At 43.2% G+C, this 24,605-nt stretch carries 16 protein-coding genes; 3 read left to right on the top strand and 13 right to left on the bottom strand.

The window, feature by feature from the left end; translation table 11 throughout:
• Nucleotides 1–323: 323 nt before the first annotated feature.
• The 8 genes from dctA to WFI24_RS07455 all read right to left on the bottom strand — a co-directional run bounded on the left by dctA (nt 324) and on the right by WFI24_RS07455 (nt 11,634).
• Complete coding sequence (gene dctA, locus WFI24_RS07490; protein ID WP_336759760.1) at nt 324–1,679, bottom strand: C4-dicarboxylate transporter DctA; 1,356 nt, start codon at nt 1,677–1,679, stop codon at nt 324–326.
• 236 nt (nt 1,680–1,915) lie between these two features.
• Nucleotides 1,916–2,608, bottom strand: coding sequence for a metal-dependent hydrolase (locus tag WFI24_RS07485; protein WP_336759759.1), 693 nt, complete (start codon nt 2,606–2,608; stop codon nt 1,916–1,918).
• A 98-nt stretch (nt 2,609–2,706) separates the two neighbouring features.
• A complete protein-coding gene (locus tag WFI24_RS07480) occupies nt 2,707–4,398 on the bottom strand; it encodes a glycoside hydrolase family 13 protein (RefSeq protein WP_336759758.1) in 1,692 nt (563 codons plus the stop codon).
• A 374-nt stretch (nt 4,399–4,772) separates the two neighbouring features.
• Complete coding sequence (locus WFI24_RS07475; protein ID WP_336759757.1) at nt 4,773–5,231, bottom strand: VanZ family protein; 459 nt, start codon at nt 5,229–5,231, stop codon at nt 4,773–4,775.
• Between the two features lie 41 nt (nt 5,232–5,272).
• A complete protein-coding gene (locus tag WFI24_RS07470; protein ID WP_336759756.1) occupies nt 5,273–6,142 on the bottom strand; it encodes an effector binding domain-containing protein in 870 nt (289 codons plus the stop codon).
• A 261-nt stretch (nt 6,143–6,403) separates the two neighbouring features.
• Entirely contained in the window at nt 6,404–8,836 is a 2,433-nt protein-coding gene (locus WFI24_RS07465) for a glycogen/starch/alpha-glucan phosphorylase (RefSeq protein WP_336759755.1), read from the bottom strand.
• Between the two features lie 498 nt (nt 8,837–9,334).
• The gene (gene glgD, locus WFI24_RS07460; protein ID WP_336759754.1) at nt 9,335–10,438 is read right to left on the bottom strand and encodes a glucose-1-phosphate adenylyltransferase subunit GlgD; all 1,104 of its coding nucleotides are present in this window, start codon (nt 10,436–10,438) and stop codon (nt 9,335–9,337) included.
• Nucleotides 10,439–10,464: 26 nt separating this feature from the next.
• Nucleotides 10,465–11,634 (bottom strand): glucose-1-phosphate adenylyltransferase, encoded by a 1,170-nt coding sequence (locus WFI24_RS07455; protein ID WP_076217121.1) that lies wholly within the window; start codon nt 11,632–11,634, stop codon nt 10,465–10,467.
• Nucleotides 11,635–12,263: 629 nt separating this feature from the next.
• Between WFI24_RS07455 and WFI24_RS07450 the strand changes: the two genes are divergently transcribed.
• Nucleotides 12,264–14,702, top strand: a complete 2,439-nt coding sequence (locus tag WFI24_RS07450; protein ID WP_336759753.1) for an ATP-binding protein — start codon at nt 12,264–12,266, stop codon at nt 14,700–14,702.
• Nucleotides 14,703–14,710: 8 nt separating this feature from the next.
• On the opposite strand, the gene WFI24_RS07445 is transcribed toward WFI24_RS07450, so the two are convergent.
• From WFI24_RS07445 to WFI24_RS07430, 4 genes are all read right to left on the bottom strand, one after another.
• Entirely contained in the window at nt 14,711–15,775 is a 1,065-nt protein-coding gene (locus WFI24_RS07445) for an ATP-grasp domain-containing protein (RefSeq protein ID WP_336759752.1), read from the bottom strand.
• A 43-nt stretch (nt 15,776–15,818) separates the two neighbouring features.
• Complete coding sequence (locus tag WFI24_RS07440) at nt 15,819–16,757, bottom strand: tyrosine-type recombinase/integrase (protein ID WP_336759751.1); 939 nt, start codon at nt 16,755–16,757, stop codon at nt 15,819–15,821.
• Between the two features lie 158 nt (nt 16,758–16,915).
• Nucleotides 16,916–18,067, bottom strand: coding sequence for an iron-containing alcohol dehydrogenase (locus WFI24_RS07435; protein WP_336759750.1), 1,152 nt, complete (start codon nt 18,065–18,067; stop codon nt 16,916–16,918).
• Between the two features lie 245 nt (nt 18,068–18,312).
• Entirely contained in the window at nt 18,313–20,007 is a 1,695-nt protein-coding gene (locus WFI24_RS07430; protein WP_336759749.1) for a M3 family oligoendopeptidase, read from the bottom strand.
• A gap of 605 nt (nt 20,008–20,612) precedes the next feature.
• Between WFI24_RS07430 and WFI24_RS07425 the strand changes: the two genes are divergently transcribed.
• Both WFI24_RS07425 and WFI24_RS07420 read left to right on the top strand, forming a co-directional pair.
• Nucleotides 20,613–21,368, top strand: a complete 756-nt coding sequence (locus WFI24_RS07425) for a hypothetical protein (RefSeq protein WP_336759748.1) — start codon at nt 20,613–20,615, stop codon at nt 21,366–21,368.
• Between the two features lie 119 nt (nt 21,369–21,487).
• Nucleotides 21,488–21,700: a hypothetical protein gene (locus WFI24_RS07420; protein ID WP_336759747.1), complete on the top strand. Its 213-nt coding sequence runs from the start codon at nt 21,488–21,490 to the stop codon at nt 21,698–21,700.
• An 86-nt stretch (nt 21,701–21,786) separates the two neighbouring features.
• Here WFI24_RS07420 and WFI24_RS07415 read toward each other — a convergent pair whose 3' ends face one another.
• On the bottom strand, nt 21,787–24,534 hold the full coding sequence (locus WFI24_RS07415; RefSeq protein WP_336759746.1) for a PAS domain-containing hybrid sensor histidine kinase/response regulator: 2,748 nt from the start codon (nt 24,532–24,534) through the stop codon (nt 21,787–21,789).
• Between the last annotated feature and the right edge of the window lie 71 nt (nt 24,535–24,605).

The following is a 24,605-nucleotide window of genomic DNA, read 5'->3' as shown; positions in this document are numbered from 1 at the left end:
CTAACTTCATATCTATATTACATAAGTAAACATGTATATACAAGTTGAAACTATATTATGTATATTCTTCGTCTCTTCTACACATTCCCCATAAATCTTTCCTCTGTAACATTTATTTTGGAACCGGCGTTCGTGAACTCCATGATATCTGTATTGATATAACAAGAAACCGTCTGTTCTTCCCACGATGGATGTGGGCAACAGACGGTCCAATTTGGTTTAACTTGTTAATTGTATTGACCGTTGTCAGTCAATCATTCTGTTGATTTTAAATGATACAGTTACTGTCACTTGACTAAGTCACGACACCGGGGACATTTTTCTTACGACATCTCAGGTGAAACGACTGCTTTACCCTGTTTTTCCTGCATATTTAGCTTTAATAAGGCTAGTGCAGCTTGTTCTTCCCGTTCCAGTTCAGCTGCACTGATCTCACCTGAAAGTACGGCACGCATTCGCTTCTGATCCAGCAGACCTTCCCATTTTGCCACCACGAACGCTGCGACACAATTACCCATCAGGTTTGTGAAGACACGCATTGTATCCATGAAGCGATCTGCACCAAGCAGAAGAGCAACCGCTGCTACCGGAAAAGCATTGACGGCTACTGCCGTGGCGGACAGGGCCAGAAATGCAGAGCCAGGTACACCTGCCATGCCTTTGGAACTCAACATCAACACCAGCAGTATCGTGATCTGCTGCATAAATGTTAGTTCAATCCCTACAGCCTGGGCCACAAAGACCGTTGCCAGCGATAAATAGATCGAAGCACCATCCAGATTAAACGAGTACCCTGTCGGCACCACAAGTCCTACAACTGCACGATCACAACCCGCCTTAGTAAGTTTGTCCATCATGCGTGGCATCACCACTTCTGATGAGCCGGTTCCAATTGCCAGCATCACTTCAGAACGGGTATATTTCACAAATTGCAGGAAATTCAGCCCGGTGATCCACCAGGCAGCGAGTGCCAACATCACGAGAAACAGCAGCGCAGCGCCGTAACATGCCAGAATAAGCAGTCCGAAGGACGACAATGTGGAAGCCCCATAAGCTCCTACCGTATAGGCCATGGCTCCAAAGGCACCAATGGGCGCGAGTTTCATGATATAACCGATGATGCGGAGCACGATACCAAGCAAATTCTCAATCAGCGTCAGTACATTTTCTTTTGCCTTACTCTCCGTTGCCACCAGCGCAACCCCAAACAGACAGGCCACGAGCAGCACTTGCAGTAGGGCATTCTGTGCAAAGGCGTCCACAACACTTGTCGGAATAATATTCATCATAAAGTCTACTGTATGTGGCAACTCGGAACCATTCGTTTTCGCTTCAATGCCACTTGCGTCTATGGTTGAAGGGTCCACGTTCATTTCCGCACCTGGACGAAGCAAATTGGCTGTTCCCAATCCCAGAACCAGTGCTACTGTAGTTGCAATCTCGAACCATACAATGGCTTTCAGTCCAATGCGACCTACGGACTTCAGATCACCGATCTTGGCAATACCTGTCACAATGACCATGAATATCAATGGTGCAATAATCATTTTGATTAATTTGATGAAGCCTGTACCCAGTGGTTGCAGCATACTGCCCAGATCAGGCCACAGGATGCCTACGCCAATCCCGATGATTACCGCTACGATAATTTGAAAAAATAATGATTTTACAAATGACATGAACGCTCCCCCTGTTTGCGGTCAATTCGGATTTCCGGTTGGTTTCCGTGTAACTTTTTATATCATTCTAAAACGGAGTTCAACAATGGAATTTCAATGTTTTTGTCATTTTTACCAACACTACCTGTGAAAATTGAACCTGAAACCGAAAAAAGACGAATATCGCGTCAGTTATCTTGACGTGTTATTCGTCTTACCATTAATCCATTTATTATTGAACAGGGGTTAAATGTACATCACAGTCTAATCGATTCTCCCGGAGCCAGCACGCGGCCTTCCAAACCTTTTGCAGCCAGCTGCTGCACGAAATGTTCCGCATCCTGACGAATTACCGGGAATGTATCATAATGAACCGGAATCGTCAGTTTGGCATTAAACCATTCGGCCGCTTGCAGCGCATCCTCAGGTCCCATGGTGAAATGTCCACCAATCGGCAGGAAGGCAACATCGATATCGTGACGATCACCGATCATTTTCATATCCCCGAAGAGACTTGTGTCTCCGGCATGTAAAATCGTTTTACCACCAATATTAATGATATATCCAGCAGGCAAACCTGCATACATGATCCGTTGTTCTTCTTCCAGCACAGTCCCGGAAGTATGGAATGCCTGAATCATTTTGGCTTGAGCAAAGCCAAGATCTACCGTGCCGCCCATATTCATTCCGAGCGTGTCCAGACCTTTCCAAGACATATATGTAGCAAGCTCTACAATAGCCACAACCTTGGCGTTATTCGCTTTGGCAATCGGCTCAGCATCGAGAATGTGATCCATATGTGCATGTGTTAGCAACACAACATCGGTCTTGATATCTTCAGGCTTCGTAACAGCAAGTTCGTTGCCTCGCAGGAAAGGATCAATGATTAGAGACTTTTCTTCTGTGCCCAGCTGCACACTGGAGTGACCATGGAACGTAATATTCAACAACTTGGGTTCCTCCTGACCTATACTTTAATTATTTTGAGACCATCTTATGATTATAAATCATAGCTCTTCACCAACGCAAAATTACGCCTTCCTCCGTCTTACGGCTGCTTACGATACAACCTTGCTTCATACGGCTGCAGCTGAATGGCACCTTCATCGGTAGAATAACGTCTGCTTACATTGCTGATCATCAGCTTGGCATGCTCGGAAGTCCAGCCTTCTGGCCAGTGCATCTCAGGCTCATGCCCACGGAAATTCAGAATGACCAGCATCTGCTCATCTTCCAGCGTTCGGGTATAGGCATAGATATCCGGATCATCCGGCAGTAACAGTTCATACGCGCCATAGATAAGCACTTTATGCTGTTTGCGAAGGGCAATTAGCTTACGGTAATAATGCAAAATGGATTGCGGATCACTTTCAGCATCAGCTACATTAATCTCAGGATAATTTTCATTCACCTGAATCCAAGGCTGACCTTGGGTAAACCCAGCATGTTCCGTATCATCCCATTGCATCGGCGTGCGGGCGTTATCGCGACTCTTCAGCCAGATCGCCTGCATGACTTCATGCTTCGACTTACCTTGACCAATGTAATGATTATAATAATTTTTCGTCTCAATATCCCGGTATTGCTCGATATCCGGGAAAGCGACATTGGTCATGCCGATCTCTTCCCCTTGATAGATATAAGGTGTTCCTTCAAGTGTAAGCATCCAGGTTGCCAGCATCTGAGCAGAACGCACCCGATATTTACCGTCATCTCCGAACCGGGAAACCGGGCGTGGCTGATCGTGATTGCCCATGTAATTGGCGTTCCAGCCTCTACCATGCAAAACCGTTTGCCACCGGCTCATGATTTCTTTGAGTTCGCTCAGTTTCCATTCCTTATAGTTCCATTTCCCAATTCCTGAAGATTTGGCATCAATGAACATATGTTCAAACTGGAATACCATATTAAGCTCGTCACGATCCGTGCCCACATAAGCCAAGGCCTGCTCAGGCCCAAGTCCCGAAGTTTCGCCAACCGTCATGGGTCCGTAAGGTTTCAGGATCATATTATTCAGTTTCTTCAGGATCGAGTGCACTTGTTCCAGGTTGGAAAAGAGCTGATACGCTGGAACCACCGGCAGATTATCCGGATTATGGGCACTGGGCAGACCTTCTGCCTTGGCGATATGCGCTACTGCATCGAAACGAAAGCCGTCTACCCCTTTTTCCAGCCACCAATGCACCATCTCATACATCTCTTCTGCCATCTGTGCATTATTCCAGTTGAGATCTGGTTGTTGTTCCGAATACAGATGCAAATAATATTCATTCGTCTCCGGATCATGTTTCCATACCGAACCTCCAAAATAGGACTCCCAATTATTCGGCACCTGCCCATTTTTGCCTGAACGCCAAATATAATAATCCCGCTTCGGATTCATCTTCGATGAACGAGACTCAGCAAACCACGCATGTTCATCCGACGTATGATTCAGCACCAGGTCCATCATGATCTTGAGACCACGCTTGTGTGCCTCTGCCAATAACCGATCAAAATCCTCCATCGTGCCGTATTTGCGCAAAATGGCGTAATAATCCCGGATATCGTATCCGTTATCATGTCCTGGTGAATCGTAGATGGGACAGAGCCAGATCACATCCACGCCCAAATTCTCCAAATAATCGAGCTTCTCATAGATCCCCTGCAAATCACCCTGTCCATCCCCGTCCGAATCCTTGAAGCTGCTCGGGTAGATCTGGTATACGACACTCTCTTTCCACCAAACGATATCGTCCACCTCGCTCTCATCTTTGTCCACTATATAAATTGAACTAAAAAATATTTACACTGGACACTCCGATGACAGAACAACCTTCCGATCGCTGTTATCCCCAGATTTTATGAATTTCCCTTATAAGGGGGGAAATCCGGGGATAGCGTATGCTTCCGATGCAGCTTTCTTTCAGAAAGCTTTTTAGGCGAACTCTTTCGCTTCTTCAGGTTATTTCTGTCCTCTCCGTTTCGTGTAAATGTTTAGTTCAATTTATATATAATCTCTGCTCACGATATAAATAAGCCGTTAATATGTTTTATCCGAAAAGATTCCCTTGTAAACATTTAAAAGATATCTCAGGCAAAAAAAGACCCGGTCTTGGACCGCGATCTGCGGCTTTAGTTCCGAGTCCTTCTTTGTGATAAAAAGAGTAAATTCAATCCAGCGTAACCTATCCAAGCACCAATTGTGTTCAGAATAATGTCATCCACATCGAACGAACCCACGCGTGTAATCAATTGTATGAATTCAACACCAAGCAGAAGCAAAACAGCTGTTGCTGTAAAAGTCAGGAATGTACGGCACCTCCGAAACAACCATGGAATCCAGATACCCAGCGGAATGAACAAGACGATATTGCCAAACAGATTCTTGACCCAGGTATCTGTATTGTACCTCTCTCTCTCCATAAGAAGTGGCCGAATCGTCTCGAAGGGTAAGAGATTATATTGATAATACATGCCTGGCGTTCGTCCACTGACAAACAGTAGAATGCCCATAATCAGTATGTACAGCAATGCCGTGCAGGCAACAATGGTGAGCATCCATTTGGAGTGAAGCCACGACTTTTCGCTCATTCATCCGTCCTCCGACCTTGAATTCCGCGAAGCGGTAAGGTCTATTTTAATGGGATATAGATCTTCATGTCCAGTTGTTCAGGCGTCGATTTCCAGACATCCGTCACTTCAAAGTCCGGTCCTTCCCTCCGCTCATAGTTGGACTGAGGCAGCCAGCTGCCATAGATCATTTTACGGATATCCTGCCCGGAGCCTTCCACGGTGAACTCTGCATACAAGCCGCCCGGAATCTCAATCGATGTAAAACCAGGTTCAAGTACCTGAGATGTTCCACTGCTCTCTTCACCCACAATAAAAGAAAATGCTCCATTCTCTTCAAAACGACAGCCTACACCGTAAGCCATATCAGGGCGTGTTCTCTCCGGGATCGCCATGAATCTCTGTTCCACACCAAAATCGTGATAAAATCCGGGTATTTCAGTGTAATGGTGATTGTCATTCAGGTTGGTCATATATTCATAGCCGATGATCCAGTTCGGAGCCAATGTGACTATGCGGGGTGTGTTCATGTAGAATGTTCCACCAAGCCGGGTTCGATAATCGTTAAAATCAATGCTCCGCTGCATATTCAAAAGTGACCACTGATCCGCTTCCAGCTTACGTAGCTTCGCTGGTGTCATTCCAAAGTAGGCTGAAAATGCACGGGTAAATGCCTCTTGGGATTGATAGCCGAAGCGCATTGCAATGTCCAATATGCCTTGAGATGTGTCCCTCAGCAACCCTGCCGCTTCCGTTAATCTACGTCTGCGCACATATTCGAGTACTGTGAACCCGGTGATTGCCTGGAATAAACGTTGAAAATGAAACGCCGAAAAGCTCGCAGCAGCGGACGTCTCTCTGATATTGAAATCATCTTGCAAATGCTGCTCCAGATACTCAATAGCAAGCTGAATTCGTGTGTAATGATCCATCGTGACAGGTCTCCTATCTAATTCGAAATATCAAACGATTTCATATGTAGTATGACTGAGAATCTGAACCATTTTTTGATTTTGTGTGCGAACTTGTCATGAGGAACATGTGAAATCCGCTTCTATTCATTCGGAGTGTCCCTATAATTCACTGTATGCCAAAATCCCCTTGTTCACAAGGAGATGCTCTCTGCTCTGATTGATTAACCAGCAGAGATGGCTCTTGTGAACAAGGGGACCTGTTTGTCTAACAATCTATTCTTAACCCTTCCAGTTCCCGGACACCGGATGAATTCCCCAGATATCCGTAGCATACTCACTAATCGTACGATCACTGGAGAATATGCCGGAATGCGCCGTGTTCAATATTGCTTTTCGAGTCCAGCCCGGAATATCCCGATACGCCTTGTCAATGGCAGCATGCGCGTCTGCATAAGCAGCATAATCACGCAATACAAAGTATTCGTCACCATGAGCCAGCAGCGAGTCATAGATATCCCAGAATTCCCCGTCTCGATAACAGAATGCACCTGGATGCACCAATTGCTCCACGACCTCGCGAATCCGTTCATCGTGCTGCACAATTTCATTCGGACGGTAGCTGCCGGAACGATAATACTCAAGCACTTCGTCCGCACGCAGACCATAGATGAACATATTCTCTTCTCCAACCTGCTCTGCCATCTCCACGTTGGCTCCATCCATCGTGCCAATTGTTAAGGCGCCGTTCATCATAAACTTCATGTTGCCCGTACCTGAAGCTTCCTTGCCTGCGGTTGAGATCTGTTCACTAACATCCGCAGCCGGAATGATTTTCTCTGCAAGCGAGACGGAGTAGTTCTCAAGGAAAAATACCTTCAAGCGGTCATTCACGGCCGCATCCCGATTCACCGTGTCAGCCACGGTGTTAATCAGCTTGATGATTTTCTTGGCAAAATAGTAACTCGGCGCTGCCTTCGCGCCAAAGATAAACGTACGTGGCGCCATATCAAACGAAGCATCATGCTTAAGCCGATTATACAGATGCATCACATGCAGAATGTTCAACAGTTGTCGTTTGTAGCCATGCAGCCTCTTCACCTGTACATCAAAGATGGAGTCCGGATTCACTGCGGTTCCGGTATGGTCCAGAATGTACGCAGCAAGCCGCTCTTTGTTATCCCGCTTAATCGAATGGAACTGCTCCTGGAATGATGTATTATCCGCAAAACCTGCCAGTTGGTCCAGTTTGCCCGGCTCTGTTATCCATTCGTTTCCTATCGTATCTGTAATCAGATCCGACAGTTTCGGATTGGCATGCATCAGCCAGCGACGATGGGTAATGCCGTTCGTTTTATTATTGAAACGTTCTGGATACAGTGCATAGAACGGAGCCATCTCGCGCTCTTTCAAAATCTCAGTATGCAATGCAGCGACACCATTCACGCTATGACTGCCTACAATCGCCAGATGCGCCATCCGCACCTGATCATTCGCAACGATCGCCAGATGCCCTATGCGATCCTGATCTCCCGGATACCGGTCCAGCAGCATGCCACAGAAGCGTTTGTTGATCTCTTCGATGATCATATAGATCCGCGGCAGCAGCTTGCTGATCATGGATACAGGCCATTTCTCAAGTGCCTCACTCAGCGTCGTATGATTGGTATACGATACGGTTCTAGTCGTGATATCCCATGCTTCATCCCAGCCATAACCCTTCACGTCAATCAGGATGCGCATCAGTTCCGGAATAACCAAGGTTGGATGCGTGTCGTTGATGTGGAAAGCCACTTTATCCGGCAAACGATCATACGACAGCTCCAGCTTGTTGAATGTACGCAACGCACTTTGCACGCCTGCCGAACACATGAAGTATTGCTGCTTCAATCGCAGCAGCTTTCCTTCGTACTGGGAATCATCCGGATACAGGAATTCCGAGATTGATTCGACCGAACGGCTATAATCCAGATAGCCGTAATAGTTCGAAGGGGTGTCGAGTGAAGTCTCCCGCTTCGGCTCGGCACTCCATAGCCGCAATGTATTTACATGGGTCTGACCATAACCGATGACAGGCACGTCATAAGGAATGGCTACAACCGATTCAGCATCTTTTGTAACAAACTGATAATGTCCATCCTGTTCGTGAGCTTCTACACGGCCCCAGAATTGCACTTCCACCTTTTTGTCCGGACGACGTACTTCCCATTCGTTGCCTTTATCCAGCCAGTTGTCAGGTAGCTCCACCTGATTGCCATTGATGATTTTTTGTTCAAACAACCCATATTTGTACCGTATACCGCAGCCATGTCCTGCATATCCGAGTGATGCGAGTGAATCCAGGAAACAGGCAGCGAGTCGTCCTAGACCTCCGTTACCCAGTCCTGCATCTGCCTCCTGTTCTTCCACCTCTTCCAAAGAAAAGCCCAGCTCAGCCAAACTGTCACGGACCAATTCCAATTCATTCACATTCAGCAGATTATTGCCGAGCAGACGTCCAATCAGGAATTCCAGCGAGAAGTAATAGACCTGTTTATCCTGGCGCTGCTTAAACCCCTGATTCGACGCTGCCCAATCTTGGCCTGCATATTCACGAATCATGCTTCCCAGTACGTGGTACACGTCTTCCTCTGTTGCTTCTTCAATCGGTTTGCCCAATTTGCTGACCAGATTCCGTGTAAAGATACTCTTGAACGTTTCTTTATTGTCAAACAAAAGTAGGTTCCTCCCGGGGAAATCCTGCAGGATGATGGCGGTTCACACACTCAGTTGCTCAACATTGTGCAAAGTGGCCGTTCCGGTGACGAATCGTTCTTTTGATCGCTGTTGTCTCCAAATTTTCTCGATTAACTTATACAAATTGAACTTACTAATATTTACACTGGACACTTCGATGACAGAATAACCTTCCGATCGCTGTTATCCCCAGATTTTTTGATTCCTTTTTAAAAAGGGAAAATCCGGGGATAAAGGCGAGCGCTGCGCTTCTTCAGGTCATTTCTGTCCTCTCCGTTTTGTGTAAATGTTTAAGTTGAATTTATATAAGAAAAGGTTAAAATTTGAAGACAGCATAGGCTCCTTCAGAATCGATTCCGTCCCCTTCACTTACTGCTACGCTCTTTACCAAACAACTTTCGTCTACGAACCTTAAATCCATCCTACAGGATCTTTATTTTATATATATTTATAGAAGATATCGGTTACGTGTGGGCTTTAGATAATAGTGCTTTTCGCCAAAATGTATGGATTCGACGGGTCACCGATCAGTGTCTGTCCTCCGGTGAGCTTCACGTCTTTATCGAGAATGACGTTCTCAAGTACGGTTCCTTCTCCAATGTAGCATTTCTGCATGATGATTGAACCCTTAATTTTGGCACCTTTAGCCACCTGTACGCCCCGGAATAAAATGCTGTCTTCCACCTCTCCAGCTACAATGCAGCCATTCGCGAGAAGTGAATGTTTAACATCGGCGGTATCCAGGTATTTGGCAGGCGCTTCGTATTTAATTTTCGTCTGGATCGGATCTTCCTTGAACAGTTGTTCATATTGACCTGTGTTCAGCAGATCCATACTGTTGCGATAATAACTGTCAATGGAATTGATGACCGCGTGATAGCCATCATATGCATACGCAGCGATATTCAATCCATCTGGATTTTTTTGGATAACATCCCGGAAGAAATGGCTCTCTCCATGATCAATGCAGCGCTGCACCTGGCGCAGGAACAATTCCTTTTCCATGATGAAAATTTCTGTATATATATTCGGGTGGTTAGCGCTTTGGTGAATGTCCACCACGTTACCGTCCTCGTCATGGTCAACCTTGACACATGCGTCATGCTCAGGCAGCAGCTGATCCACTTTTTTGCAGACCAGTGTAACGTCCGCTCCTTTATTGATGTGATATCTGTAGACATCCTGGAGGTCTGCTTTGGTCACATGGCGACTGCCCGCATGCACTACATATTGCCCTGCACCTCTACGGAAGAAGTCCAGATTGTTATGGAAGTGCTGCAAGTCCCCCTGTGATGTATCTGTTGGATCGTTCCAGTCCGGCGGCAAAATAAACATGCCCCCATGCTTACGATCCAAATCCCAAGGCTTGCCGTCACCGAGATGGTCCATCAGCGAGCGATACTTACGACGGACAAACACCCCTATACTCTCAATTCCGGCATTCATCATATTAGATAGAACAAAATCGATCAGACGGTAACGCCCGGCATAAGGCACCGCGGCTCCGCAGCGAAAGTACGTCAATTCCTTCAATTCCTCAAGTTCATGGTCAAGGTTAATAACTCCGATCAATGATTTCATCGCATGCACCGTCCTTTTGGCTTCAATTAGGCCTTGCTGGTTATTCCTTGGCGAAGCTGACGCTCCAGTTCTTCCTGATCGACGAGTAATATATCACTCTCATCTCCTGGTGCAGGCGAAATCTGTGTTCCATCCGGAATAACCAATCCTTCTGCAATGATCGCTCGGTGAATACGCACATTTTGCCCGATCTTCACCCTTGGCATGATGACAGAATCAATAACGGCGCTGTTCTCCCCAACCTCAATTCCGTAGAACAGGACAGAATGATTGACCTCTCCATGCACCACACTGCCTTCACTAATAATACAATTCCGCACCTTGGCCGAAGGTGAGATGTATTGTGCAGGTTGGTTCGGATTACGTGTAAAAATACGCCAGTCCGGATCATTTAGGTTAAACGGGGTATCTTCGTCCAACAAATCCATATTGGACTCCCACAGACTCCGAATGGTACCGACATCTTTCCAATACCCTTCGAACGGATACGCGTATAAGGATTTTTCATTTTCAAGCAACAACGGAATGATATCTTTACCAAAATCATAAGAGGTGGACGCCTGTTGTTCATCCTGAATCAGGAAACGTTTCAGTACATCCCACTTGAAGAGATAGATACCCATGGAAGCAAGTGTGCTCTTGGGCTCAGGAGGTTTTTCTTCGAATTCATAAATGCTATAGTCATCGTTGGTGTTCAGCACCCCGAACCGGCTGGCTTCTTCCAATGAGACATCAATAACGGATATGGTGCAGTCCGCGTCTTTTTCTTTATGGTACTGAAGCATCTTTTCGTAATCCATTTTATAGATATGATCCCCTGACAGAATGAGCACATGCTCGGGATCGAATTGTTCAATAAAGTTCAGATTGCGGAAGATTGCATCCGCTGTGCCCCGGTACCAGTTGCTTCCGTCTTCACGTTCATGAGGAGGAAGTACGTATACCCCGCCGTTTTTACGGTCCAGATCCCAGTCACTGCCAATGCCTATGTAAGAATGCAGGACAAGTGGTTCATACTGGGTCAACACTCCAACCGTATCAATACCCGAATTGGAGCAGTTACTCAGTGGAAAATCAATGATTCGGTATGTTCCTCCAAAATATACAGCTGGCTTCGCGAGTGATTTGGTCAATCCTTTTAACCTCTTCCCTTGCCCTCCGGCAAGTAGCATTGCTACAACTTCTTTTTTCGCCATCATTACAGCCTCCTCCACGTGCATTCGTTCTGATTCATTTCAGAGCCCATAATCGATATTCTGTTGTGTGGACACTGTTGTCATGATTAGGAGCATGCTGTACAGATGTGTAACTGGTGTTATTCTTATTGCAGTTGAACTCTTGGATTGTGAAGCCTGAAATTGAGATGATGCGGTGTAGAATTGTCTTGACTGTCTTACTGAGGTGAATGTTGGATGTAGTGCTTAAGGTGTAGCTCGTGAACAATGTAATAGACTACTCTACTCCTATTTAACATTAAACACGAAACGGACTGGGGAATCTTGCTGGAAAACATCGACATCAAATTAAGGTTCAAATTACCCTTTCTCGTGTCGCTGCTATTCATAATGTATTCGATAAAAGGGAATGAAACTCCTTTTGGAAAATTCTTGGTAAAACCATGACACTACTAGACCCATAAACCTATAAAATCAACAATACAGGTCTTACGGATCAGAAAATGGCAATAAATTTGTAAATTTTTAGAGGAATATATAGAAATGTGTCGAATGATAGATATAGTATGAAAGTAGGGATTAGGATTGAAATATTCAATCCATCGAGGAATTACATACTAATAACTATAAATTATTTGGAGGTCATATAATTGCTGTCGGTTAGACAATCTGATGCGAAAAAAGAAATTGAAAGGGCTCTCAATGAAGATAGAATCAATATTATTTGCTTGAGTGGACCTTCTGGAAGTGGGAAAACATTTATCATAAAAAGTTATCTTGAAGAAATCAGTAAGGATTATGAAAATTGGAAAAAATATTATATTGAAGGAAAAAAAGGAGTTCAAGAAGCGTATTCCACTATAATGTATTCTGAAGATGTAAATTATAGTGGAATAGAACATACTACAACCAGTTTTAATTTCGGGATAAGCATCCCGTCAATTTTCAGTTTGGGTTTAACCAATGCTTTTAAGAGAAAAGAGATTTTTAATTCAAGAGTTGATTTCTTTGTAAGACAATTAAGGAAAGCAACTGAACAAAATATCGTTATTGTTGCAGATAGTTTTGAATATTGGGATAAATCTTCTAAAGCATTTATCGAAGCAATTATAAACAGAAGAAATCTATTCAATTATAAAAACATTAAAATCATTATTTTAACTACAGAAGATGATCGTTTCAAAATAACAGATATTGATACTCGGACGATGATGCAAAACGGAGAGTATTTCTCATTATCACTGCCAGACATTAATGATATAAGTGAAATCATTAACCTTCTCGGATATAGACTTCAACTTTCAAGAAGCGAACTTGATACCATTATGTCTCTAAGTGGAGGTAATTTGGATTTTGTGAAAATGGTTATTGAAGGACTTTACTCAGATCAGAATTCATTAAATGGCATAGAAAAGACAGGTATGGATTTGATTAAAATTCTTGAAAATAGGCTCAGACTTTTTGGAGAAAGAGAGAAAGACTTTTATGAGGTACTAAGGGCTTCATCAATTATCAGGGGGGATTTCAGTACAGATGAGATCAATTATTTATGTCATGGCAGAAATGATGTAGATGAACTGCTTTCTCAATCATGCGCACACCTTCTTTTGAAAAAAAGTAATCAATTTACTTTCTCCAACCGCTTTATTCAAAATTTTTTTTATGAGAGAACTCCAAATGCCCAAACAAAATTCCATCTCCAATATTATGAATACTTGAGAGAAAATAGATCTGAGAGTTACTTAACTCGAGCTATCCATCTTTCATCAGCGGATCATGATAACTTATTTAGTAGCGAGATAATTGGATTGTATACTTTGGCGTATTGCCGAAACATTGCAATTTCATCTAGAGCCGATGATCAGTTTAACATTCAAGAAATAATACAAAATATTTTAGATAAAGATAAAGAACTATTTTTCTTGTCTAAAGATATTAATTACTTATTTAAGGCTTGTGAATATTACATGTGTGAAAAATATTCAGAGGCATATCGTGAGTTAACACAAATATCTGATTCGGGTTCACTTCTATTCAGAGCTGAGATTATGCGTATGCAATTACTCGTTTCCTTAATGATGGATATGAATACAAATAAAATTAAAAAACATGCTGATGCTCTTTCGAACATTTTAACAGATCTTAAAGAAGAGGAGCATGAACAATGGGCTCAATGCTCCTTCGCACTCTTCTCAACTTATACTAATAAACTTGGAAATTTTGATATGGGTGAGCATACTGCTCAAGATCTATTAAAATTTCTAAAAAAGCATTATCATATTCCTTTTTTTAAATATCTTAGTAAAGTAATGGACAGAAAATCATTTTTGTTCAAGTCTGCTGTCATGTCTAGACGTGCTATTGAAGATAGTGTGGAATATTTCGAAAGAACCCAAGATTATATTCAGTATTATTTCGCTTTATGCAACTACGGAGGCATCTTAATTGTATTGAATCGATTCAAAGAAGCGAACCAACATTTGACAAAATGCCTATTACTAGCAGAGGAACATGACTATATTCAGTTTCCTTCAGTGGAAAAGGTCTATAATAACTTATTTTTAAGTAAATTTTTGATCCACTTTAGGGAGGAACAAAAACTAAATAAAGAAATTATTGAACAAAGCATCACTGACTTTAAGAATAAAATTTCTCTAATTCCAAGTGAAAAAGACGCTATCATGCTAATCAATCTGGCTAATTTACACTTGATAAACAAAGACTTTGACCGTTGTACCAATATTCTGAAAACATTAAAAAGTCATATTTTAATAAACAATGAAGATACTTTTTATGATTATTATATGACCAATCTAGAATTTGTCAGTAACGTACTTCAATGCAACTGGTCTTCAGCTGAATTTTTGCTTGCGAAAATGAAAAATAATCTTCCAGAGTTTCACAAGCAAAATATACAGAAATTGAAGAATAGATTAAATACCTTAGCGAAACTAATTTCTGATCAAATAACTCTTGACCCCCTTCTTCTTGATCAGTGGGTGTATGATAACACCCATCATGAGGATGAGGCTTGTACATTTTACTGTAGATTATTTTTGTTCTCTGATTTACAGTTTTCATCCTTGTAGGTCTAATCCTAGCGATTGCCCGACAGTCCTATAATTGTATTATAGATATCATGATATTCCAGACCCATATTACCAAACGCAAAGGCAAATGAACTGTGTTTAGTAGTATATGGTGTTGCAGCAATATCCATTAAGTAAGGAATACCTTGATTGTTAATTCTAAAATCAATTCTTCCATAAGCTTTCAAACCTATTAGACTTGCAACTTGGATGGCTGCATGTTGAATCGTTTGAATTATAGAATCAGGAAACTCTCTTTCAAGTAAGTAGAAGTTATAGTCATCATTGTAAGAGTTAGTATAGGTGAGAATATCTTCACCTAAGTTATTTTCATTACTAATTGAAATACCCACTGGATTCATAGCATAGGGTTTTTGAGAGATCAAAACTGGAACCTCACACTCAAATCCAGAAATGAATTCTTGTACTAATATTGGCAAAGTATCTTCTTCGCATTGTTTCATAATTTCTGACTCAGCATGTTGATCGAAGATCATTATAGAGGTCTTTGAAAGGCCAATACTGGCAGATTCATGCATAGGCTTAATTAATATTTTAGTATTAGGAATGGGTTTATTTTGACCTAACCAACCATTAATTGGATCATATACCCAACTTTTTGGTACTTTTACGTTATGATTTTCTAAATACTTAGTGTATATGTATTTTGCTCTACTTACTGAAATGATGAGGGCATTTGAACCCGTATATGGAATGGACATTAGATCACAGAACGATGGAATAAGAGATTTCTTTCCGATGTGCGTGCCGTTACGTGATAAATTGTACACAAATCGTTTATTTTTATAATAAGCTTCTTTAAGTATCGTTTGTATGAATTCTAGTTCATTAAAAAAGGGCTCTACGTAGAAATTAGCTTCTTGAATTCCTCTCAAAACTTCACCAAATTCCTGATCATTAAAAAATTCATTATTTGTTGAATAATTTATGACAGCATTATTTATTTCTCTCGTTCTGGAACGTGTATTTGTTAACAAGGAAATGTGATAATTTCTTCTTAATTCAGTGGTTGTCAATCTAGTATTCATAATTAGATTTTCAATTTCTTTCACTACAAGACCTCCAAATAATTTATAGTTATTTGGAGGTTTTACTCTACACTTTAAGGTTATTTCTCGGATTGAACCTCGAAAGCACATCCTTCTTCCGCTCAACGGACACCTCTGTATAAATTTGAGTTGTACTAACGTTCGTATGCCCTAAAATTTCCTGGACTGAGCGCAAATCTGCACCATTGTTCAAAAGATGTGTAGCAAAGCTGTGCCTGAGATAGTGCGGAGTTGATTTTTTGCTAACCTTAGATAAGTCCCTATATTTAGAATAAATATCCTCAATGGAGTAAATGGAGAGTCGATCACCATATTTGTTGAGAAACAGAGCATCAGATTGGGGGTCGAAATGTTCGCGGGCGTGCAACCATGTTTTAATTTTATGGATAACCTCGCTACTTGAGATGTAGAGCAACCGCTCCTTACGACCTTTCCCAAAAATCAACACGGTCTTCTCTTCAAGATCGATGTGCTCCATATCAATATTCACCAATTCTCCAATACGAATTCCAATAACATAGAGCAGTTCAATAATAGCATCATTGCGAAGGTTAATTCTTCTTCTAAAACTCGTGTGTAATTGTTTCATGTGCTCTTGTGGTGCATTTAATAACTTTTCAACCTCATTGACAGAGAGTGTCTTTGGAATACGTCTTGCCGTTTTGAACTTTTTCCCGAAACCAATAATTGGGGACTCGACGATATCACCGTTTTGAACCAAATAATTAAAAAAAGCTTTGAAGCATATGTACTTTCTTTTAATGGTCGAGTCTTTAAGTGTATGTTCACTGTTTAATTGTTCCAGATACATTCGCAAATTTTCTCTGGTAACATCATGGATATGTTTAGTATCAAACCATTCTACAAGTCTGTTGAGATCAGACAGATAGGCTTTAATGGATTTAAGGGATAGATTCCGCTCTACACTTAAATACGTCTCGTATTGCTTAATATAGCTGTTTAAATTACTGGTACTAAGTCTCATGATGCCTCCTGATGTCCATGTCATATGTTGCCAATAGCCCGACCTACATTATTACGCATTGAACTTCATTTGTGAAGATGCCCAAAGGCACATATACAACATCTGAAATTTGAAAAACAAAAAAGAGCCGGATTACCTCCGACTCGATACGCTCACACTTATATAATTTTGCGGAATAACTCCATCACTTCATCCTTCGATGGTTGATATGGATTGCCTGGTGCACAGGCATCTTTCATCGCGTTATCCGCAAGCAGTTCAACATCAGGATCCTTCACGCCCAGCTCGGACAGTTTCTCGGGGATGCCTACTTCCTTCGATAGCTGTCGAATGGCCTCAATGACGTACTCCGAACACTCCTCATCGCTTCTACCCTTCACATCCATACCAATGGCTTTGGCAATATGACGGAATTTGCCGGGGACATGCTTCGCGTTCAACTCTTCCACATAGGGGAGTAACATTGCGTTACATACACCATGCGGCAGATCATACACGCCACCCAGTTGATGTGCCATCGCATGCACATAACCAAGGCCTGCATTATTAAAAGCAATCCCGCCAAGAAAACACGCGTACGTCATATGTTCCCGAGCTTCCAGATCGCTGCCGTCTCTCACGGCTCTTGGCAAATATTCAAAGATCAATTCAACAGCTGCTGCAGCTGTCGCACTTGTCACTGTAAATCCACCCGGCGTAACCATCGCTTCCACGGCATGGGTCAACGCATCCATTCCTGTGGCCGCTGTAAGACTTGCAGGTTTGCTGAGCATCAGCTCCGGATCATTAACCGACAGGGAGACCAGACTGTTACGGTCCACCATCACCATCTTCACTTTGCGTTCCTCATCTGTAATCACGTAGTTAATTGTCACCTCGCTCGATGTGCCAGCCGTTGTATTAAAGGCCACAAGTGGCACGGACTTATGTTTCGATTGATGCAATCCTTCATATTCTCGGATATGTCCACCGTTGGTAGCTACAATGCCAATGCCTTTCGCAGCATCCTGTGGTGAACCTCCGCCTATCGATATAATGGCGTCACAGCCATGATCCTGGAATACTTGAAGTCCGTCATGTATATTCTGACACGTTGGATTAGGCTGAACCTCATCATATACTACATAGTCTAACCCTGATTTTCTTAATATAGACAGAACCTGTTCTGCAACACCTGAAGTAATCAAAGCACGATCACTTACGACCAGCGCTTTGCGAATACCCATCTGTTCAATCATCTGACCTGCTTCTTGTAAACATCCTCTACCCATCAAGTTCACGGGCGGAACATAATATGCATGTGTTGCCATTTGAACCAGCCTCCTGTAACCCCTGATTTACTATTTACATTGTAACTGAATCCGTTTTCAGATATAGTGAAATAAATCACAATGAGTCTAATAAATGTTACACTGAAGTTGATTTTTACCTGTAATGAAAAAGACGACTCAGACACCCGAAGGTCTCCAAGCCGTCTTATCTATCGATTTTAAAGCTTCATCGACTATTTACAACTTACTAATGATGCGTTCACTAAAAGCGTACTTACAAAGGCTTACAACGCCTTATCATTCACACCATCAAGCCATGCCTCAATATCCCCAATTACGGAAGAGACACAACCGTCCTCGAACGGAGAGTTCAATCCAGCCAGTTCAACCAATCCGGTGAAGGACAGACTTCCTCCCGCTTTACACAATGTCAGATAGTCGGCCCATGCAGACTTCATGTCCTCGTTGCTGCGTTTCCAGAACTGGAATGCACAGATTTGAGCGAGGGTATAGTCGATGTAATAGAATGGCGATGAGAAAATGTGACCCTGCTTATGCCAGAAGCCACCTTGCTCCAGATAAGCATTATCTTTGTAATTGATATGCGGCAGATAGATCTTCTCAATGTTGCGCCAAGCCTGCTTGCGCTCCGTTGGAGTTGCATCCGGGTTCGCATACACAAAATGCTGGAATTCATCCACAGCTACACCATACGGAATGAACAACAGACCGGAAGACAGGTGATCAAACTTGTACTTGTCCGTATCTTCTTTGAAGAACAACTGCATCCACGGCCATGTGAAGAACTCCATACTCATGGAATGAATCTCAGCCGATTCATATGTCGGCCAGTTGTACTCAGGCACTGCAAAATCACGGCTCTCATACACTTGGAAAGCATGACCTGCTTCATGTGTCAATACATCAATATCACCGGATGTACCATTGAAGTTGGAGAAGATAAACGGCACTTTGTAATCGTTCAGGAACGTACAATATCCGCCGCCCTGTTTACCTTTTTTGCTTACCAGATCCATAAGCTCGTTTTCGGTCATCATCTGGAAAAATGCATCCGTCTCTGGTGATAATTCAGCGTACATTTTTTTACCATTATCGATAATCCAGTCCGCGTCACCCTTAGGTGTCGGGTTACCCGTCTTGAAGCTGAAGCCCTGATCGTAATAATACAGCGTATCCACATCGATCCGATTACGCTGACGCTCTCTGAGCTTGGTCGCCACAGGCACGATATAATCACGAACTTGTGCCCGGAAGTTGGCTACCATCTCGGCATTGTAATCCGTGCGGTTCATGCGATCATAGCCGAGTTCCACATAGCTTGGATATCCCAGTTTCTTCGCAATCTGTGTACGTACTTTGACCAACTCGTCGTAAATGCGATCGAATTCAGCTTCATGCTCAGCCATGAAAGTGTATCTTGCTTCCGACGCACGCTCGCGCATGGAGCGGTCCGTAGACAGTTCAAATGGATGAAGCTGAGGCAACGTACGCTCTTCACCTTCAAACGGAATCTTGGCCGAAGCGATCAACTGGTTGTATTCTGTGGAAAGTTTGTTCTCCTTCTGGAGTTCTTCGATAATTTCCGGGCTGAATGTTTTCAGAGAAAGATCCGCCAGCTGGAACAACTGTGAACCCCATTTTTGCTCTAACTCGTTGCGGAATTTGGAGTTAACCAGTGCGCGGTAAAAATCCGTGATATATTCCTGCACAATTGGTGCGTTCTCATCCAGAAATTCGTTCTCCGCCTTGTAAAACTCATCATTGGTATCAATGGAATGACGGATGTAGACCAATTGGGCTTGCGTCTCAAAATCACTGCGCAGCGCGTTAATCTGATCCATGAATCCGCTCTGCTCTTCAACCGTTGCAGCAGCTTCGAAACCGCTCAGCAGCTCACGGAAAGATGTCTTGATGTGTTCCAGATCGGGACGTGTATACGTATACTCACCAAATTTCATTTATGTACACCCTTTCCTGTTTGGCAGAATCTCGGGAATATCCCGAGTTAAACTACCCCCTATTATACAAAAGAGTAGCTAAAAAATCCCATCTTTACGAAAAATATTTGTCCATCGGTCAAATTGCGCAACATCATTGGTTATATATATTACGCGCCAATGTAAGGTCACGTACTCAAGATGTTTTTCAACACAAATAAGCCCGCCTCGCGTTAGCGAAGCCAGCTTATAGGCTTGTCTCTTCTGTTCCACATTTTAAGGAATACTAGCTTTGGTCTTTGTCCATAATCCGATAGAACCAGCCCATTCCGACCATGCCTACGACCATAATAACAGCCATAATAATGATATATGTCATGAATGTAACCTCCCTGCTTCCGTATATTCATCACACTACTACTAGTGTACACTGTGAAGATCCGTTTGAATTGACCGAACATTGACAAAAATACGAAATCTTTAATTTTAATAAATCAATTATTTCCACAATCATACTGTATCATTCTCATCTTGCTACACTGTTTAAAGTTTCATCCGCCAACCTTACGGTGTATACTATACTTCTATGAATTGGAAATGGATTTTACGTAGAAAGGTTGAAAGACATGTCGACTCGCATTCCCTTACGTCAGCTAATGCTTACTGTTCTACTAACCCTTATGTTATCTATTTTATCCGCCTGTGCGGATGGAGAAGCCCATCTAACGGTTAATATGGATGGTTCAACGGATCTGGATCTAGATCTCAAGGTAACCAACTCTGCACTTGGAAAGATCGGACAAGACAATCTCATGCCTCTGATCGCAGATGCATTGAATCGAAATAACTTTCAGGCAGAGGTATCGGAACAAGGGGATCAGAAGCAACTCACCGCAACAACCCATTATGAAAAAAGCAATACGACCAGCTTTGATACGTCCAAGTTACCACAAGGCATCAAGGTCGAACAATCCACTACACCCGGCTTCTTCACTTCCAAAATGCACATTACAGCAGAAGCCGATCTGATGGAGTCCATGCCGGATGGTGAGATCAAAAATCAGATTAACAAGGTGCCCGGATTTCTAAAGAACCTCTTGTTGAAAGATGTAAATTTTGACTTTAAGTTGTCTCTGCCCATCAAAGCAGCCGATTCCAATGCGGACCAAGTGGAGGATAGCGGAAAAACGCTCATTTGGCACGTTTCACCACTCCAGATGAATAAGCTAGATCTGACTGTACAGGTTCCCAATATCCGGAACATCATCATTATTGCAGTCCTTGGTTTATTGTTAATCGTTGTACTGCTCCTTTGGATTTTCGTCCGCCGAAGACGCGCAAGACAGCGCCAAAGTGCAAGACCACATCGTGGTAAGCGTTAATTCCACACTACAATTTTATTTGTGACTTGCCAAACGGTGTTATGGATAGTAGAATACATCCGTACTGTGTGAACGGTTAGATTTTTAATTATGTAAAAGCTAAAGAGGTGACAGGTTTCATGAATATTCGGGAATGCCCACTACCTGGTATCGGAGTTAAGTACCAGTTTGATACAAAGAGCGGCAATCAGTTAGTTATTATTGTACACGAAGACGGACGCCGTGAATTATTCTCCGTTGATCCACAAGACAACGAAGAACTCACTCTGATTGCAGAATTGGAAGATGACGAATGCGTAACCCTCTCCGGGTTAATCGGAGGATGGTCCTGATTCTTGTTATCAGGAGCCTTATTGGTTTGAATGAATGACAGAATAACCTGCACCTTGAGTTTCTTAAGGTACAGGTTATTTTTCTGTCAAGTTACCTTCTGAGAGCGGATGTATGGTACCCATGTATTCAGTACGCGGCTGATCTCCGTGGAATGGAACGGTTTGCTGATAAAGTCCTGCATTCCGCATTTCAGGCATTCCTCACGGTCACTTGCGCCTGCAAAAGCTGTAATCGCAGCAATAACCGGGATTTCTGGATGAGTTTGCCTGATTTTGCAGGTCGCTTCAATCCCATCCATAATCGGCATTTGAATATCCATAAACACCAGGTCATATTGCACCTTGTTTAATGACTCGACGGCCTGCGCACCATTTTCAACAATATCACACACCCCGCCGAATTTACGCAGCATTTCCTCCAGCAGATGACTATTGACCGCTTGATCTTCAGCAATCAAAATTTTGATGTCATGACCAAGACTAGATCGATCCAATTGCAATTCACTATTCGTAGCTACTTCGATCGAATCACTACTTTCATCGAGCCACCGTTCAAGCACCAGAGTGAACTGAAATTCTGCACCCTCACCAATCTCGCTCTGTACGCCAATCGCTCCGCCCATTAACTCCACAAGCTTTTTGCTGATCGCAAGCCCCAGACCTGTCCCGCCAAACTTGCGATTGATGGCCGGATCTATCTGTGAGAAGGATTGGAACAGTTGATGCTGCTTCTCCATTGGAATACCAATCCCTGTATCTTGAACCGAGAAGGTCAACATCAGGTGATCTTGACCATGCTCCTCTGAGAAATCAGCGCCTACCTTCACCTTAATACGGCCTCTCTCTGTGAATTTAACGGCGTTCCCCACCAGATTAATTAGAATCTGCCGTATTCGTGTCTCATCCCCTCGAACACGTTCAGGAATCTGATCCGACATTTCACAGTAGAGTTCAATATTTTTCTCTGACGCCTTAAGTGCAAACAGTTCGATCACGCCACCCAGCATGGTCTTAATATCTACAGGCGCACGCTCCAGATCCATTTTGCCTGCTTCAATTTTGCTGAAATCCAGAATTTCATTCAAAATGTACAAAAGGGATTCACCGCTGTCAATCATGATTTCCGCAAAACCCTTCTGTTCATCATCCAGCTCCGTTTCCATTAACAGATGGGCCATGCCCATGATGCCGTTCAATGGCGTACGAAGCTCATGACTCATGATGGCGAGAAACTCGGACTTCGCACGGTCTGCATGTTCTGCTGCTTCCTTGGCACGTATAATATCCTTCACCGATGTCATATCACGGAAAACCAAAACGGCTCCACGGTTTCTCCCCTGATCCATAATCGGTTTCAATTGAAACTCGGCAAGAAAACTGGACCCATCCGGTCTCCAGAATACGGATTCGGTACGCGGCAGACTTCGTCCCTCACGTACAGCCTGCAGAATCGGTGTATCCTTGGATGCATAAGGAATGCCTTCGCTCTGCATTTGGATCATCATCTGTTCGAGCGGTTTACCATTCATCTCACTTGGACAGATGCTCATCATCTCTGCAGCAGCTGGATTGGCAAAGTTCATATTCCCTTCCAGGTCCAGTCCAATAACACCCTCAGACATCCCATTCAGAATCAGCGCCCTTTCATAGCTCAGATTCTCAATTTCCTCAACGTAACGCTTCGACTCTGTAATGTCACTTGTGATTCCATAGATGCCAACGACTTGGTCCTCCAGTAAAATGGGAACATTGATGACACTTGCCTCAATTCGCTGACCGTTTTTGTGAATCAAACCTATCTCATAGCTCTGCGCAGTCCCTTTTACTGTCTGCTCAAAATGATACCGGGTCTTCTCCAAATCGACAGGATCGATGAGATGATCAAAAGGTCGACTCAGCAACTCTTCCTTAGTGTGTCCTGTCAATTGTTCCTGACCCACATTGGCCTTCAGCAGATTGCCTTCCAGATCCAGAGAGGCCACGCCCAGCGGATTACAGTCGAACAATGATCTGTACTCCTGCAGGCTTAGCTTTTGTTGCTGGCTGACTGTGATATCACGGGTTACGGCGACCATCTCTTTTAGGTTACCTGAATCGTCATACACATAATGGGTAATGGTATCTGCCCATACCGTAGATCCATCTTTATGCTGAAGACGGTAACTGATTCGTTTAGGAGCCAGTCCCTGCCTCTGCTCTTCCATGTAGGTTTCAACCAATGGCACGTCCTCGGGATAAATAACAAACGTTCCCGGCTGACCAATAACTTCTTCCGGTTCATAACCTAACATGCTTCTACATGCATCCGATACATATTGGAATGTACGCTGAGGATCAGCCTGATGTATGGCTATTAAATCTAGAGAAGATTCCGCCAGGAGACGAGAAATACGGCTGTTTTCCTCCAGTTGTTTGCTTTTCACTAAAAGCCGTTCCTCTGCATCCTTTTGTTTTGTAATGTCAGCAGCTTGTACCAACAGGTATAATGGATCACCATTCGTTTCATCCCTCACAATGCAGGCTCTAATCGTTACCCACAATAACGATCCATCCTTTCGTCTCAGACGAACCTCTGTCTCGTACATCGGACGTGCTTCATCGGTCATTTCCCAGAACTTGCTGCGGAATTCTTCCATGTGCAGATCTTCTTCATAGATCATATGTATGACCGAAGTATCCATCAGTTCTTCTTCACTGTATGCGAGCATCTCACAAAATGCCGGATTAAGCTGCAACCAACGTCCATTCACATGCGAAGCGACAGCAATGCCTATTGGTGCGTGCGTGTATAATTGTTCGAACAGAGACCGGCTCTCTGTAATGGATTTCGACACCACATGTCCTCCTTTATGAGAATCTGAATGTATTCCGTATGAACAGATCCACCTGAACATAACTTCATCTA

This window comes from Paenibacillus sp. USHLN196 (assembly GCF_037144955.1).
Classification (GTDB): Bacteria; Bacillota; Bacilli; order Paenibacillales; family Paenibacillaceae; genus Paenibacillus; species Paenibacillus xylanexedens_C.
This window is presented reverse-complemented; position numbering and strand designations above follow the sequence as displayed.

Bases quoted from the DNA above. Each gene is read 5' to 3' on its own strand.
- dctA (WP_336759760.1), bottom strand. From the start codon at position 1,679: ATGTCATTTGTAAAATCATTATTTTTTCAAATTATCGTAGCGGTAATC.
- WFI24_RS07475 (WP_336759757.1), bottom strand. From the start codon at position 5,231: ATGAGCGAAAAGTCGTGGCTTCACTCCAAATGGATGCTCACCATTGTT.
- WFI24_RS07470 (WP_336759756.1), bottom strand. From the start codon at position 6,142: ATGGATCATTACACACGAATTCAGCTTGCTATTGAGTATCTGGAGCAG.
- glgD (WP_336759754.1), bottom strand. From the start codon at position 10,438: ATGAAATCATTGATCGGAGTTATTAACCTTGACCATGAACTTGAGGAA.
- WFI24_RS07455 (WP_076217121.1), bottom strand. From the start codon at position 11,634: ATGGCGAAAAAAGAAGTTGTAGCAATGCTACTTGCCGGAGGGCAAGGG.
- WFI24_RS07440 (WP_336759751.1), bottom strand. From the start codon at position 16,757: ATGAGACTTAGTACCAGTAATTTAAACAGCTATATTAAGCAATACGAG.
- WFI24_RS07435 (WP_336759750.1), bottom strand. From the start codon at position 18,067: ATGGCAACACATGCATATTATGTTCCGCCCGTGAACTTGATGGGTAGA.
- WFI24_RS07430 (WP_336759749.1), bottom strand. From the start codon at position 20,007: ATGAAATTTGGTGAGTATACGTATACACGTCCCGATCTGGAACACATC.
- WFI24_RS07425 (WP_336759748.1), top strand. From the start codon at position 20,613: ATGTCGACTCGCATTCCCTTACGTCAGCTAATGCTTACTGTTCTACTA.
- WFI24_RS07420 (WP_336759747.1), top strand. From the start codon at position 21,488: ATGAATATTCGGGAATGCCCACTACCTGGTATCGGAGTTAAGTACCAG.